This window comes from Paenibacillus sp. EB106-06-01-XG199 (assembly GCF_058791575.1).
This window is the reverse complement of record NZ_JBYTDQ010000005.1, coordinates 321,493-336,621: the sequence shown is the minus strand read 5'-3', so window position 1 is coordinate 336,621 and position 15,129 is coordinate 321,493. Positions and strand designations below refer to the sequence as shown.

The window sequence follows — 15,129 nt, the reverse complement described above, 5'->3', positions numbered from 1 at the left end:
TTATTGAAAGGGGACACTCCCGATGTTATTTGCTAGACAGTATAAATATGGCTTGCCGTACAAGGCGAAAGTCAAGGGTAAGCTGGGCCGGGTGCATGAAAGTGGGACAGCATTGGCGCTTGGACACGAGCCAGAGCTGGTGCATGAGTGCAGACTGGAAAGCACGGGCACCAAAACGGCGCGGTTGCATGAGCGCAGACTGGAAAGCACGGGCACCAAAACGGCGCGGTTGCATGAGCGCAGACTGGAAAGCACGGGCACCAAACGGGTGCGGTTGCATGAGCGCGGGTTAGTTCCCGCGCTGAAGGCAGCCGTACTGTTTGGCTGCCTCTTCCTGCTGCTGCTCTGCAAGCCAGCAGCTGCCGTGGCGGCGGAAGACAGCCGGCATGACGAGCTGCTGCCCGCAGTTGGCAGCGCGCTCGTCGAAGCCGGCCAGGGCCGCTGGGATGCGGCCGCCGCCGATGTGGAGTCGTTCGCGGCGCTGTGGCGCACCGCGAACAGCGGCACGCCGGACCCGGCACTCGCCGATCCGGCTGCCGCTGTAGAAGCCGCGCTCGCTGGCGCGGCGGAAGCCCTGGCGGCGGGCGGCGGCAAGCCCGCGACAACCGCGCTGTCCACGCTGGCCAAAAGCGTGGACGCGTACGTCACCGCCGCCTCCGGCACAGGCGGCGGTGACACCAGCGCCGCCGGGCTCGAAGCGGCGGCGAAGCTGTTGCCCGCGGCGGAGCGCACGCGGGATGCGGCGCGCAGCGCCGACTGGAAGGCGGCGGCGGAAGCCTACCGCGCCGTTGTGAACGGCTGGACGCCGGCGGAGCGCGGCATCCGGGCCGACAATCCCGCCGTCTACGGCTTGCTGGAGACGAAGATGAGCCTGCTGCGCGTTGCGCTGCAGGCCGAGCCGCTCCGCGAAGAGGCGGCAAAAGCGGAGGCCGAAGCTTTATATACGCTGCTGGCCGAATACAGTGCAGGCAAGACGGTTGACACAGGAGACGTGTCAGCACAGCCTGCTTCGATCGGGGGGCTTATCAGCTACCTGAAGAAAGCTTCAGCAGCAGCAGAATCCGGAGACAGTGCCGGTGCGGCGGGAATCATGGAACAGTTTATTGCAGCCTGGCCTTCAGCCGAAGGACAGGTGCAGATCGCATCACCCAAGGTGTATGCGAATATCGAGAACGAGAGCGCAGCCGTTACCGGCGATTTGTTGTCCGATCCGCCGAAGCTTAATCAGGCGCTGGCTACCATGGACACGATGCTCGCGGAGCTGACTCCACTGGCCGGTGACACAGCCTATACGGCCTGGGACGCCGCATTAATCCTGCTCCGTGAGGGCCTTGAAGCGATTCTCGTACTTTCCGCCTTGCTGTCCTATGTAAAAAGAGACGGCGGCCCCAAGACCCGGCGCTGGGTCTGGTCCGGTGCTGCGGCAGGTCTCGCCAGTAGTATAGGCCTGGCTGTTTTGCTAACCTACACCATTTCACAAGCAGCCTCCGGAAGCGCGCGTGAACTGATTGAAGGGATTACCGGACTTGTGGCAGTAGTAATGATGCTCACAATCGGCCGCTGGATGCACAGTAAATCGAACGCCGCTGCATGGAATAAATATGTCGGGCGGCAGGTGGACGGTGCGCTGGCTAAGGGCAGCCTATGGTCTTTATTCTTGGTAGCTGCGCTCGCCGTTCTGCGTGAAGGGGCTGAAACGACCATATTCTATGTGGGAATGGCGCCATCCATAGCAACCTCACAGCTGCTGCTCGGGATCGGAGCCGCGCTGGTCGTGCTGATCATTCTGGGTTATACCATTATTGCCCTAAGCGCCAAGCTGCCGATCGCTGCCTTCTTCCGCGCAGCAACGGTGCTGATCTACTATCTTGTCTTCCGCTTTCTCGGCGAGAGCATCCATTCCTTGCAGGTAGCCGGGAAACTGCCGGCACATGTGGAGAATGGGCTGCCGTCGGTCGGTTGGCTGGGGTTGTATCCAACATGGGAGACTTTACTGCCCCAAGTGCTCATTCTGGCGTTTATTCTCTGGGAAATGCTGCGCGGCAGGTCTGTGGGCAAATCACGGACAGCAGGCTGATATTAAGTCGCCAGGATCATCCACTACAATAAATCTGCAATTTTAAATGTAGATTGTGCAATGGATTTTTCTTTTTCCGGCTCCAAAAAGCAATCTGTGTATTACTACATGAGAATATACGGTAACCGTCAAGATAGCCCTTATAGGTCTATTCCGATGCACGAAAATGTCCATTCAGCATTAAGTAATGTTTGCTGGTTTGGCTACATTGGAATTGCTCAACTATGTGCATTTTCCAGCGTATTCATACGCTTAATGTAATTACAGCGGGAAATATGCACGTTAATTTTGTACGAATACTGCTTATCAACTGAATTGCGTGAATTCTTACCGCTAATATCTACAAATATCCCAGTTAGTTATATTTGTGAGTTATTAGCGGGCGTATTTCCCATTAATTTCCTCATATACGTTATATCGTCTTTTTAGTTCCAACTTTTCCCGCTATATAGATTGAACTTAAGGCTTTAAAGTACAGGATCAGTCGCAACTACGGTGAATATTGAATTTGGAGCTGTAATACAGATTACACCTCCAATCTGATCTTCTGATCCAAGACCCACACAGCATTTAGCATTTAGCAGCATTTAGCATTTGCAAATTTGAACCAGCCGGCTTCCCCTAGAAGAAGCTGACTGGTTTTTCTTTGTTTTTTCATAACTCCCTGCACTGCTCCAGCAGACTTAGGAGGCTAATTGTAGGAATCTCCCCCTTGCATAGCTTGGGGATTTGTTTTATTCTAAATATGAAAATAATTTTCTTATAAATGTATATATTAATAAAAATAATTTCAGTCACTAAAATGATTGCATTCATTCACATTAAGAAAAGAAGGTGGAGCTTATTTCTCCTATCCTGCATGTCCTGGAGCACGAGAAGGAAAAGCTATCCCAAATGGAACGCAAGCTGGCGGAACGCATTCTGGCCTCACCAGCGGAGATTGTCCATATGGGCATCACGGAGCTGGCAGAGCAATGCGGTGTTAGTCCCGCGACAATTACAAGGTTTTGTAAGGTGCTGCATTTCAAAGGCTTCCCCGATTTCAAGGTTAAGCTGGCTTCAGAAATTGCCCATAGCGATGCTTCGCCGCAGGAAGGCGGCTCCTCTTATCAGGATATTGTCGCGGGCAATCCGCTTTCGGTCATTGTCGAAGCGATGCAGGCCAATCACCTGACTTCGATCCGGGACACCACCTCACTACTCGATCTCGAGCGGCTGCAAGCAGCCATTGATGTTTTGTGCCGGGCTCGCCGGGTTGATCTCTACGGGATGGCCACCTCCTCTATCGTTGCACAGGATTTCTACCAGAAGCTGATCCGCATCGGCGTGAACTGCACCGCTTTTGCAGACTCACATATGCAGATCACCTCCGCTTCTTCGCTCTCTGCCGGCGATGTGGCGTTTGCGGTCTCTTATTCCGGGGAAACCCCGGAAACGATCGACGCCTTAAGCTGTGCCGGAGCCAGCGGTGCGGCCACGATCTCGCTGACTTCTTACGGCAGCAGCACGCTGGCCACACTGGCGGATATCCCGCTGTTCTCCTCCTCGCTGGAGCAGGGAATGCGGCGGGGGGATATGGCTTCGCGGATTGCGCAGCTGCATATCATTGATATCCTGTTCACCGGAATGGTCAGCACCCGGTTTGGCGATTTCATTCCCAAGCTGGAGCAATCTTATCTGAATGTCCAACATTACCGTCATAAACGGGGAGGTTAATTCAAATGAACATTTTAAAATTCCGCAATGAAGAAGATTTCGCCCAGACCGGCGCAAACCTGATTGCCAGCCTGCTGCAGAGCAACCCCAAAGCCGTACTGGGACTGGCTACCGGCAGTTCTCCGGTCGGCGTCTACGCCAAGCTGGTAGAGATGCACCGCAAGGGAAATGTCAGTTTCGCCAAAGCCTCTTCCTATAATCTGGATGAATATGTGGGCCTGCCTGTGGATCATCCCCAGAGCTACCGCAGCTTCATGAACGAGCATCTGTTCAATCATGTCGATATTGATCTTACCCGGACACATGTCCCTAACGGAAATGCGGCGGATCTTACTGCCGAATGTCTCGCTTATGACAAAATGCTCGAGGATAACGGGCCGGTGGACCTGCAGATTCTGGGCATCGGCAGCAACGGACATATCGGGTTCAATGAGCCGGATGCCAGTCTTAGCAGCGGCACGCATGTCGTGGACCTGCTGGAAGAAACACTGGAAGCCAATGCCCGCTTCTTCGACCGGCTGGAGGATGTGCCCCGCCAGGCGGTAACGATGGGAATCGGCGGCATTCTCAAAGCTAGACAAATCGTGCTGCTGGTGCGCGGAGAAGAGAAGGCAGAAGCAGTCAAAAACGCGCTGGAAGGTCCGATCACGACACAGTGTCCCGCCTCCCTGCTGCAGAGCCATCCTAATGTGGTCGTTCTGCTGGACGAAGGAGCTGCGAAATGGCTGAAATAAATAGAACACCAGGCGAGCTGCTCTACGGAAAAGTGCTGACTCCCTCCGGCCTGATTGAAGAAGGCGTGATCGCAGTATCGGAAGAGGTTATCCAATATGTAGGAGAAGCCGCCTGGCTGCCGGAAGCTTACGCCCACTGGCCCGCAGGCACCCAAGACAAGAACGGGCTGCTGATTCCCGGATTCGTTGATGTGCATGTGCACGGCGGTGCCGGTTACGATTTCATGTACTCGGATCACGCATCGCTGGATATCATCACCCGGTTTCATGCTTCACATGGAACAACCGCCATGCTGGCCACCACGATGACCGCAGCCAAGGAAGACATCGACCGTGTATTGTCCGAAGTGGCTGACTATCGCAAAGGCGGCATGCCATTCGCCCAATTGGCCGGAGTGCATCTGGAAGGGCCGTTCATCAGCCCAAAATGGTCCGGGGCCCAAAATCCTGAGCATATTGTCCCGGCAAATATCACATGGCTTGAAGCGTGGGAGAAGCAATACCCGGGAATGATCCGCCAGGTTACCCTGGCGCCGGAATGTGAAGGCGCACTGGAAGCGATTCTCTGGTTGCGCAAGCATGGCATCACAGCAGCTCTAGGGCATACCAATGCTACCTTCGAAGAGATTATTGCGGCTGCAGACGCCGGCTTAAACCAGGCGGTGCATACGTTCAATGCCATGACTCCGCTGCATCACCGCAAACCGGGCACAGCAGGTGCCGTAATGTTTGACGAGCGGATACGTGCCGAGATTATTGCCGACGGCATCCATGTGCATGCTGCGGCGATTAATGTGCTTTCCCGGCTCAAAATCCGGAATAATCTGATGCTCATCACGGATGCCATGTCAGCAACCGGACTCAGCGACGGTGAATATACAATCGGTGACCTGCCGGTAATTGTACGGGAGGGCATTGCCACACTGAAGGATAACCCTGATGCGCTCGCCGGAAGCACGCTAACCATGATTCGCGGTTTCCGCTATCTGGTACAGGAAGTGGGCCTCAGTCTTCAAGCAGCCTCCAATGCCGCAAGTCTTACTCCAGCCATATCACTGGGGATGCAGCGTTTCATAGGTTCGCTTGAAGCAGGAAAACGCGCGGATATCCTGCTGCTGGATGATGAGCTTCAACTGAACGGTGTATGGATCGGCGGACACACAATCTCCACCGATTCACCGATTATCTGAGCAGAAGTACTGCCAGGCATATAAACTGAAATGCAGCCATCCAGACCGGAAGCCGGTAGGATGGCTGCATTTATTGTAACGGCCCGCTGATGGAATAATCCCGTTATTTCTCAGGCATACTAGCTCAGGCTGAGGGCAGGATTAATATCCGCTGCGTGTTGGGAAGATGCGCTCGACCATCGTCCGGAATTCATTGGCAAATCCTTTGAGCGGATGGCCCGCACGTACCTCTTGGGCATAAAAGTCAGCCCGTTCCACAAAGTCCGGATTGGCCGACACGTAAACGTTGTCTATGCCCGAGTTATATTTCTTAACCTCAGCAGCAATCTTGTCCTTCATCTCCTCGGTAACATCTTCGTTGTCAGTCATTTTATTGCTGTTATTTGGAGCAACGCTGCGGATCCCGATTCCTGTCCCCATGCTATTGTCGATATCGCGCTTCATCCGGGTTCCATCGACCCAATTGCTGTCGGACAGGATGCCGTTATTGCCATTGCCGGGGTAGGCTTTGGGATTGGCCGTACCTACCCCTCCGACAGTACCCGTACCGGTCAGGCTCTTCGGTACACCAGCCATCGAACCTCCTGTACCGGTCATGCCCGGATTACCTGTTACTGTCCCTCTTCCCTGATTGCCCATAATCGGTCCAGTTGCCCTGCCTTCTCCAGGATTCACTGTCATTTCCGGACCGGTCAGCATGCCGGAAGTGTTGTTGCCGTGCCCGCCGCCATAGCTGTAAGGACGTATTTTATCAGTATTTCTCACATTCATACCGCCATCAGCCCGGTCCAAGGCTACGGCGACATAGGCGCTTTTCCCGGCAATCATTACATTTGCCGAGCGTACCTCCGGCATCGCTGCAATGCGGTCAGCGAGCTCCTGGCTCATCTCCATTTTGTCGAAGGCATTGCCCCGAACGGAATTGGTATTAATGCGGCCATCGTTCATTTTCCGTACACTTTTTGTCTGAACGTTATTGCCATCTGTAGTGTTATTGTCACCGCAACCTGTAATGCTGACCATGCCCAGAAGCAGCGCGGCAGAGACTGACATGCTGATCTTTGATCGCAACATGAACTCATCCTCCATCTCTTTAAATTATGATGTATGCACCGTAACAATCGTTAGCATGGCCTCCACCGGTACAAGCTATCCTGAAAGGATTTGGTACTCTCTCCCCTACACCGTCACATGCGGGGAAACATTCGCGTATCTTATAAACAGTAGGCCGTATTCACAAGCGAGCCGTGATTCTCCGCAAAGTAAAGTCAGGAGGGGTGAGCATGAAGGTTTTATTTACGTTTTATGTACCCAGCGGCGGGGTGGAGACACTGAACAAGCTAAGGTGCGAAAGCCTGCAGCGCAGCGGTATTGAATGCCATGTTTTATACCTCATGCCGGGGTCTGCAAGCCAGAATATCACAAACTTTCCCGTGTTTATCACTTCCCGGGATGAAGAGATCAAGGAATTACTCGATACTCAGCACTATGACGCCATTATTGTTACATCGGATTATTTGTTAATGGAACGTCTGCGTCGTCTAGGCTATGGAGGCATTCTAATATACGAAGCCCAGGGGCTCGGTAAACGGGCTGATGCGGAGATTTTGATTATAGAGGCCGTACCTTTTCTGAGATCCTACTGCAATGCTGTACTTATACCTCCTACCGATCATTTGCTGGAGCTGTTTATTTCTATCTGTCCCTGGCTCCACCGGTATGTAATCCCCAATATCGTGGATGTCCAGTCCTTCCGGATGATCCCCGGTGAACCTCCCTGCGATCCGGTAATTGCCTGGGTAGGCCGACTTGAAAACAACAAGAATTGGAGCGAATACTTGAAGATCGCCCATCAGATCCGCCTGCACAAACCCGCTCTGCATCTGTGGATGTTCCATGATCCGGAGCTTGCCTCCGGGGAGCAAAAGCAGCTGTTCCATGAGGAACTGCACGCTTTAGGACTGAATGACCGGCTGAATGTATTTACCAACATTCCCAACCATATTATGCCCGTTTATTATTCCTCCATTGCCGGTTCCGGCGGCTTTCTGCTATCCACCTCCATTACAGAGGGCTTCGGGTATGCAGTTGCCGAAGCCATCTGCTGTACTTGTCCTGTACTTAGCACCGATTCGGACGGTGTCCGTTCTTTTATTGTTCATAATCACTCCGGCAAATTTTATCCGCTTGGCAATGTGGAGCAGGCTGTCAGTGAAGGCCTGGAGCTGATGGATAATCCTGCACTCCGCAGCCACATCCGCGATCAGGGAAGGCTCCATATGATTTCACGCTTCGGCTCCGAGAGTTATGCCCATTCCTTTCGTGAGATGCTCAACTCCTTTTCCATCTTTTAGCGGCCGACACCAAAAGAACCTTCAAACCACCGGAAGACCGTGGAAATGAAGGTTCTTTGTGTGTCTTGAACAATACTCAACCCAGCCTCGATACGATCTCAAACAGCTCAGTCTGAAAGATTTGCGTGCTTCTCTCCCAGGTGAAACGCTGTGAATCATTCTCTCCTCTTTGGGCAAGGCGCTCGCGCAGTTCTTTGTCCCTGATTAAAGTGATAATATCATCGGCCAGACGGTTTTCATGCCGGTAGGACATCAGACAGTTGTGGCCGTGGATACCGTATTCGAGGTTCCCCCCGGAATAAACCGTAACTAATGCAGCGCCGCAGCGCATCGCTTCCAGACCCGGCAGCGAACCGGTATCATACGTGCTGGAGCTGACAAAAATGTTGCTCTCATTATAATGGTAGCACAGCTCCGTATCGTTTGAAGGCGTGCGTACATGATAACGGTCATCGGCCAGCAGAGTCTGAAGTGCAGCAGATTCGGCGTATTCTCCCGGAGGTGTTATCAGATACAATTCAACCTCCGGATGATGCGCCTTGACCAGATTGAGCTGCTGCAGCAGATAGTCCTGTTCCCGGTGGCCGGAGAATCCCCCTTCCATCTTGCGCATAATTGCAGAGACTACCAGTTTGCCTTGCGTGTCCCGCCTGTGTGTATTATAAAAGTCAGGATTCACCCCGATCGGTACAATCCTGCCCTTAATCCCATGATTTATCCGGACAATCTCCTGCTGCCACCGGGACAGTACAAACAAATTGCGGGCAATATTATAGGAAGAGAAGGACTGATTATTATCCGGCAGAAACGTCGGCTCATAACATAACGCCAGTCGAATATGCAATCCCTTGCCCTGTTCACTGGCCCGCTGCGCCACAGGAACGATAGTGTAGTAATTCGAAATTATGACATCGCTATAAGGAAAATCGTCCTCAGACAGCTGGCTGTAGCTGGAGTAGAGGACCTTGCACTTCATATCATATTCGACAATGCCGTGATTGGGCATAAGAATGATCACTTCATGGCCGATGATTGCCAGACGGTTGGTAAGTTCTGCGAGCATACGCTGGGCCCCGCCCCTGGACAATGTCAGAATCGGGAATGTCAGTCTCATTTCCCTCTCTCCTTTCTCAGCAGCTGCGAGAGAGATCTATGATGCTTCGCCTGCACCATTTTAATCTCCTTGTTCTGCGCTTCACTGTGGATCACAGAGCCCATCTCCTTGTGTATACGATAATCAAGCAGCGGCTCCTCGATGTAAGACCAGCGGTAATGCGGCAATATACGCAGCCACAGGTCATAATCCTGTGTGTATAAAAAGCGTTCATTAAAAATGCCAACGGTGCGGAAGATATCCATATCGAGCAGAACAGAGCTGCCGTTAACCGGACAACCCGTCATCATGGTCGCGATAAGCTGGCTTCTATCGGGAAAGGGGACCTTTACGACCCCGGAAACACGGTCCCCTTGTTCATTAATATAATAATAGGCAGTATGGTTAAATAAGGTTCCTGTGCTGTGCAAAGCTTCCAGCTGCCGGCGGATTTTATCGGGATGAAACAGATCGTCAGCGCTTAACCAAGCAAAATAAGACCCGCTGGACGCCTTGATACCCAGGTTGAGCGCAGATGCGGTGCCACCGTTTGATTTGTGAAAGTACATAATTCTGTCTCTGTAAGGAGCCAGCTTCTCCGTGTGGAACAACGATCCGTCATCCACTACAATAATTTCGATATCCGGGTAGCTCTGGGCCAGCACGCTTTCCACCGCTAGATCTACGTAGGGGCAATTGTAGAAAGGGATGACCACCGAAACCTTGGACTTATGCTGATTCATGCGCTCACCTCCTTCCCGTGGGTATTGTTTATACTGTCTTGCAGGCAAGCAAGGCATCCAGCGGCTCATGATCCTCTCCGAATGCTTCCCGGAAAGCCGGATTCTCTGCATGGTGATAGCCTTTAAGCACGGTTACCGAGTAACCCAGCCCCAGGAAATCCTCCGGTTCCCAGCCGCTCCTGTGTTTCTGATAATACTCTCCCTGCAGGTGAAAATGATCCGTCCCTTCCTGCGGAAAAAATCCGCGCGGAGTGAATACCACCACACGATTGGAGGCGATAATCTCCGCTTTTTTGAGAAGTCCCATCCCTTCCTTCATGGAGAAATGTTCCAGCGAATCAATTAATGTCACCGCTGAGAACGTGCCCGGCAGAAAGAGCTTATCAATATGGCTTGCATCGGCATGCACCGGGATAATATGCGGCGAGGTGTATTTGCGGTGCAGCAGATAAGGCCTGTGAATATCCAGACCGACCACCAGAGCAGCTTCAAAGCGTTCAAGCAGAGTACCGGTGCCGCTGCCGATATCCAGAATACTCTCCGAGAACTTAAGATACTCCAGCAAGACCGACAGGAAATCTTTCACTGCAATTTCCCGGTACATAGGCTTCCCCTCCTATAATAAATTGCATAAGCCTAACCGCCCATAGAAGTGATCAACCCGCGGAGCAGTCCATGATAACGGGCATTGGTCGCGGCGGCTTCAGCCATGATCACATCATAATGCTTAAGGGTTCCCATGCCGCTGTGGCGGCGGTACGCCGTTAAAGACTGGTTCAGCATAATCGGAGGATATCCGTTCAGAATCGCCCGGAACCACAGATCATAATCATGCGTGTAGGGCAGTGCTTCATCAAACAGACCGATAGCGCCGAACAGCTCCCGCTTGAACATTACCGTACAGCCGTTAATCGGATTCCCCTGAAGAAAGCAGCGTAAATAGTCCAGGTGATTCGAGAATACCGCCGCCGCGTTCATTTCGGTCAGTTGCGATTCTCCGTTGATAAAATTAAAGTTCGTGTAAGTGATAAGCAAACGGTTCTGTTCCATGAACAGAACCTGATTGTTGATCTTGTCACGGTAGAACATATCGTCAGAGCTAAGCCATACGACATAGTCTCCTGTAGAATGTTTGATGCCGTGGTTCAGCGCGGAAGCGGTACCCCCATTGCTTTTACCGAGATAATGAATCTTAGGCAGATAGGGCATAATCCGGTCCATATGAGCTGTGGAACCGTCATCGACGACGATGATCTCATAAGGCTTCCAGGATTGGGACAAGGCGCTTTGCAGCGCCTGTTCAATATAAGGACAATTATAAAAAGGAATTATCACCGATACTTTTGGAGTCATTACATCCTTCCTTCCCTACTGGCACGATAAAAGTCCACAATATCTGCAAGCGACTGCTCAAGCGGGATTGCTGCACTCCAGCCGAGTGCAGTTACATTGTCTTCAGATGTTTCAGGTTGCGTGACCGAACCGGGCAACACTCCAGAGTCTGCTTCCGCAGGAACCCCAGCTTCCGGACCCCAGTCCATTCCAACCGGTACCGCGGCATGAGCCAGCAGCTTCTCCGCGATCTCACCCAGCGTGCGCTGCTTCCCGGAATCAATCCGGTAGACCTTTCCTGTCTCTCCCTTGCGCAGGATATAGTCATAGGCCCTTACGGCGTCGCGAACATCGAGAAAATCCCGTAATTCAATCCGTGAAGAAAGCCTGAAAGGCGGAATCCCTTCGTCTGTACCCGAGAGAGCTTCACTCCGCACAATATGCCGGGCAAGCAGGGAGCAGAAGCCGGTGGAAGGGCCGGGGCCGATCAGGTTGCAAGGCTCCGCCAGCAGCACGGGCTGCTTGAACAGAGTTCCCCAGGCGAGTGATACCAGTTCCTCCAGTGTTTTGCTGAGGCTGTAGGGATGCGGCGGACCCACGTCGGTTCCGGGTCTGTACTTGAGCCGGGAGCCGGCCACCAGAATACGGCTGGCCGGCTGGGCACGCAGTGCCTCAAGCAGATACAGGGTTGCCATAACATTCGTTTCCATATAAAGCAGGGGATCGCGCCACGACTCCGGTACCGAATTTCTGCCTGCCAGATGCAGCACTTCGTCCGGCCGGACCTGCCCGATCATGGTATGGACCGCCTTGCGGTCGCTTAAATCACAAACATATTGCTGAACCCCCTCCGGAAAAACAGCGGACTCCGCTGCCGGATGGCGCACTACAGCGGTCACTTCCGCTCCGCCAGCCCTGAAATAGGCAACAGCATGCCGGCCGGTAAAACCGGCGGCTCCGGTAATCAGCAGCTTCCGCCCCTTCATGTGGTCATCTCTGAGGGCTGCATCCAATCAGCCAGCTCTGCCAGCATTTCCGGATAGGAAGGCAACTGGATCTGGACATCAGCTCTTGTGTTTACCAGTGTACGGTCCTGAATATGCACATCTTCGGGAATGATCTCAACATCTTCCTTATGAAATGCGTACTGCAGATGCCGGAGCAGTTCATATTTACTGACCGGTTGGGGATGGGCCAGATGAATCAGGCCGGATACCTCTGATTCCAGCAAGCCATCCACCGCCTTGGCCAGCTCGAGTGTCGTCACGCCATTCCACATGACCCGTTCATAGCCGGAGACCGGCCCTTTCCGGGATAGAAACCATTCCATCAGGCCGATGCCGCCGGAGCGGATTTCCGGTCCGATAATGGAGGTGCGGATCGTTAAATGACCGGGCGCACGGATCTCTCCGAGACTCTTGGTAATCGCATATACAGAAGTGCCGTCAGGCGTATCGTCCTCCGTGTAACGGCCGCGTGTTCCTTCGAACACGCAGTCGGTACTGATGTGGATCAGCCGGGCATGAACAGCATCCGCCGCCCGGCGCAGCCGGTGGGGAAGAAATCCGTTCACATGGTAGGCCCCGATCCGGTCACGCTCAGCAAATTGATTCAGTACTCCCAGCGCATTGATAATGCAGTGGGGAGAGACGATTTCGACCAGTTTCTCCACTCCGGCGATATCGTCGGCATCTACATACAGCCCGCCAAGATCGCTCTTATCCCGGGTTGTATGGAAGACGTGATGTTTGCCCTGGCGGCGAAAATACGCCGCCAGCATATGACCCGCCATACCGTTTCCGCCGAGGATAAGCAGCTTCATTGGAGGAACCCTCCCCGGATCAGGATATTCTTGATCTCCTCCTGGTCCATCAGGTTGTTCTCCGAGCTAAAGCTGTTGAAGGAAACATGCGGATATCTGCTGTAGTGGATTTTCAGCTCCGGCATATCCAGCGTAGGGAGAATAACAAGATACTGCTCATCGTAAACGACAGTGGTCAAGCTCTCGAAATCACTCATCAGGATTTCATGGATTTTCTCACCGGGACGGATACCTGTCTCAACAATACTTACATCACGTCTTCCGGAGTCTTCGATCAACACCTCGGCCAAATCGACAATCCGGCAGGTCGGCATCGTCATGACGAAGATTTCACCGCCGATGCTAACCTCAGACGCTTTGAACAGCAGGGTGATGGCATCGCGCAGGGTGAAGAAAAAGCGGGTCATTTTCATATCTGTAATGCGCACCTGGCCCTTATCCTTAATCTGCTTCATGAACAGATGGACCACGCTGCCGTTCGTTCCCAGCACATTGCCGCCGCGTACGGTCACAAACCGTGTGCCTGAGCCGAGCAGGTTCGCGTACACAAACAGCTTTTCGCCGATCGCTTTAGTCATGCCGTAGAAGTTGGACGGATTGGCCGCTTTATCGGTGGAGATGTAAATCGCTTTTTCTACATTATTGGCAATAGCTGCTTCAATGACATTCTGGGTGCCGACGACATTCGTCTTGAGCGCTTCATACGGCTGATCTTCGCACACCGGAACATGCTTCAACGCCGCAAGATGGAACACATAATCCACGCCGCGGCATGCGGCCACCAGAGCATCCTTGTCGCGGATATCGCCGATGATGAAGGTGAGGCGGCTATCCTCATATTCGCGGCTCATCGACACCTGGGCTGACTCGCTGCGGGAGAAAATTACGATTTCCTTAGGATTCTGCGGCAGAAGCTGCCGGATGAGTTCATGCCCCCAGGAACCGGTTCCGCCTGTGACCATAATCCGTTTATTATTGAACATGCAGGTTCCCTCCAAGCAAAAATTTAACTACCTTTGCCGAGACATCCGGTGTCATGTAGCCTTCCGGTGCCTCCCATTCCGGACTCAGCGACGTCATCAACCGGGTACAGCGCAGAATGCTGTTCTGCTCTACTCCCGACACTACATTACTGCCGCAATCTACCGTCTCCGGACGTTCTGTCGTCCTGCGGATCGTTACGGTCGGCACTCCCATCAGGCAGCACTCCTCCTGGACGGTTCCGCTGTCGGTAATTGCACAAAGGGCATAACGTTCCAAATGGACAAAATCGAAAAATCCGAAAGGATCATGGAATTCCACAAGCGGGTTCATCTTTAGCGGGAATTGCTCCGTCAGCTTGGAGCGTGTGCGGGGATGGATACTGCAGATCAGGCGGATTCCAAAATGTTCAGCCACAAGGCACAGGCCGGACATAATTTGCAGCAGTGATTCGGGATCATCGACATTCTCGGCGCGATGGGCAGTGACCAGAAAGTAATGGCCTGCCGTAAGATCCAGCCGGGCCAGAATATCGCTGGCTCTAATTTGCTCTTCATAATGTGTAATGACCTCGTGGATCGGATTGCCGGTTAATACGATACGCTGGCTGGGGAAACCTTCACTCAGCAGATGCCGTTTGCTCTGCTGCGTATAAGGCATATTAATGGTCGAAACGGCATCTATGACACGGCGGTTTTTCTCCTCCGGCACTTTCAAATCGTAACAGCGGTTCCCCGCCTCCATATGCACGACCGGGATACCCATGCGCTCCGCGAGAATTGCACACAGCGCACTGTTGGTATCGCCGAGCAGCAGCACCCGGTCCGGCTGTTCTTTGAGCAGAATGCTTTCCAGGCTTCCGAACATGGCGGCAAGCTGCCCGCCAAGTGCGGCTTGCTTATCCTGCAGCACATAATCCGGTGCCCGCAGCCCCAGCTCTTCAAAGAATATTCCGCTGAGACTGGCGGTGAAGTTCTGTCCCGTATGCACCAGCACATGCCGCTCCGCATGCTCATCGAGCAGCGGAATAATGACGCTGAGGCGGATGATTTCGGGCCGTGTGCCCAAAATCGTCATGATCTTCATG

Annotated in this window: 14 protein-coding genes; 5 read left to right on the top strand and 9 right to left on the bottom strand. The window is 53.1% G+C overall.

Annotated elements, in window-relative coordinates:
- Window positions 1-22: 22 nt before the first annotated feature.
- From AC3WT9_RS19950 to nagA, 4 genes are all read left to right on the top strand, one after another.
- Window positions 23-2,077 carry an FTR1 family iron permease gene (locus AC3WT9_RS19950; protein WP_492407824.1) on the top strand — a complete coding sequence of 685 codons (2,055 nt, stop codon included), beginning with the start codon at window positions 23-25 and terminating at the stop codon, window positions 2,075-2,077.
- An 843-nt stretch (window positions 2,078-2,920) separates the two neighbouring features.
- Window positions 2,921-3,793 (top strand): MurR/RpiR family transcriptional regulator, encoded by an 873-nt coding sequence (locus tag AC3WT9_RS19945; protein ID WP_341097773.1) that lies wholly within the window; start codon window positions 2,921-2,923, stop codon window positions 3,791-3,793.
- A 5-nt stretch (window positions 3,794-3,798) separates the two neighbouring features.
- The gene (nagB, locus tag AC3WT9_RS19940; RefSeq protein ID WP_341095973.1) at window positions 3,799-4,527 is read left to right on the top strand and encodes a glucosamine-6-phosphate deaminase; all 729 of its coding nucleotides are present in this window, start codon (window positions 3,799-3,801) and stop codon (window positions 4,525-4,527) included.
- On the top strand, window positions 4,515-5,717 hold the full coding sequence (nagA, locus tag AC3WT9_RS19935; RefSeq protein WP_341379698.1) for an N-acetylglucosamine-6-phosphate deacetylase: 1,203 nt from the start codon (window positions 4,515-4,517) through the stop codon (window positions 5,715-5,717). Before nagB ends, nagA begins: the two co-directional genes overlap by 13 nt.
- Window positions 5,718-5,858: 141 nt before the next feature.
- Here nagA and AC3WT9_RS19930 read toward each other — a convergent pair whose 3' ends face one another.
- Window positions 5,859-6,791 (bottom strand): YhcN/YlaJ family sporulation lipoprotein, encoded by a 933-nt coding sequence (locus tag AC3WT9_RS19930; protein ID WP_341379699.1) that lies wholly within the window; start codon window positions 6,789-6,791, stop codon window positions 5,859-5,861.
- A gap of 209 nt (window positions 6,792-7,000) precedes the next feature.
- Between AC3WT9_RS19930 and AC3WT9_RS19925 the strand changes: the two genes are divergently transcribed.
- Entirely contained in the window at window positions 7,001-8,071 is a 1,071-nt protein-coding gene (locus AC3WT9_RS19925) for a glycosyltransferase family 4 protein (RefSeq protein WP_341095977.1), read from the top strand.
- 76 nt (window positions 8,072-8,147) lie between these two features.
- Here the strand turns inward: AC3WT9_RS19925 and AC3WT9_RS19920 are convergent, their stop codons facing one another.
- The 8 genes from AC3WT9_RS19920 to wecB are packed head-to-tail and all read right to left on the bottom strand — an operon-like array spanning window position 8,148 to window position 15,128.
- The gene (locus AC3WT9_RS19920) at window positions 8,148-9,185 is read right to left on the bottom strand and encodes a glycosyltransferase family 4 protein (protein WP_492407823.1); all 1,038 of its coding nucleotides are present in this window, start codon (window positions 9,183-9,185) and stop codon (window positions 8,148-8,150) included.
- Window positions 9,182-9,907 carry a glycosyltransferase gene (locus tag AC3WT9_RS19915; protein WP_341095981.1) on the bottom strand — a complete coding sequence of 242 codons (726 nt, stop codon included), beginning with the start codon at window positions 9,905-9,907 and terminating at the stop codon, window positions 9,182-9,184. The genes AC3WT9_RS19920 and AC3WT9_RS19915 overlap by 4 nt, the downstream gene beginning before the upstream one ends.
- Before the next feature lie 28 nt (window positions 9,908-9,935).
- The gene (locus tag AC3WT9_RS19910; RefSeq protein ID WP_492407822.1) at window positions 9,936-10,511 is read right to left on the bottom strand and encodes a class I SAM-dependent methyltransferase; all 576 of its coding nucleotides are present in this window, start codon (window positions 10,509-10,511) and stop codon (window positions 9,936-9,938) included.
- Between the two features lie 32 nt (window positions 10,512-10,543).
- The gene (locus AC3WT9_RS19905) at window positions 10,544-11,260 is read right to left on the bottom strand and encodes a glycosyltransferase family 2 protein (protein ID WP_341095983.1); all 717 of its coding nucleotides are present in this window, start codon (window positions 11,258-11,260) and stop codon (window positions 10,544-10,546) included.
- Window positions 11,260-12,225, bottom strand: coding sequence for an NAD-dependent epimerase/dehydratase family protein (locus AC3WT9_RS19900; protein WP_492407821.1), 966 nt, complete (start codon window positions 12,223-12,225; stop codon window positions 11,260-11,262). Before AC3WT9_RS19900 ends, AC3WT9_RS19905 begins: the two co-directional genes overlap by 1 nt.
- The gene (locus AC3WT9_RS19895) at window positions 12,222-13,061 is read right to left on the bottom strand and encodes a dTDP-4-dehydrorhamnose reductase family protein (protein WP_341095986.1); all 840 of its coding nucleotides are present in this window, start codon (window positions 13,059-13,061) and stop codon (window positions 12,222-12,224) included. The genes AC3WT9_RS19900 and AC3WT9_RS19895 overlap by 4 nt, the downstream gene beginning before the upstream one ends.
- On the bottom strand, window positions 13,058-14,044 hold the full coding sequence (locus AC3WT9_RS19890; protein WP_341095988.1) for a polysaccharide biosynthesis protein: 987 nt from the start codon (window positions 14,042-14,044) through the stop codon (window positions 13,058-13,060). The genes AC3WT9_RS19895 and AC3WT9_RS19890 overlap by 4 nt, the downstream gene beginning before the upstream one ends.
- Window positions 14,034-15,128 carry a non-hydrolyzing UDP-N-acetylglucosamine 2-epimerase gene (gene wecB, locus AC3WT9_RS19885; protein WP_341095989.1) on the bottom strand — a complete coding sequence of 365 codons (1,095 nt, stop codon included), beginning with the start codon at window positions 15,126-15,128 and terminating at the stop codon, window positions 14,034-14,036. The genes AC3WT9_RS19890 and wecB overlap by 11 nt, the downstream gene beginning before the upstream one ends.
- Window position 15,129: the final 1 nt, after the last annotated feature.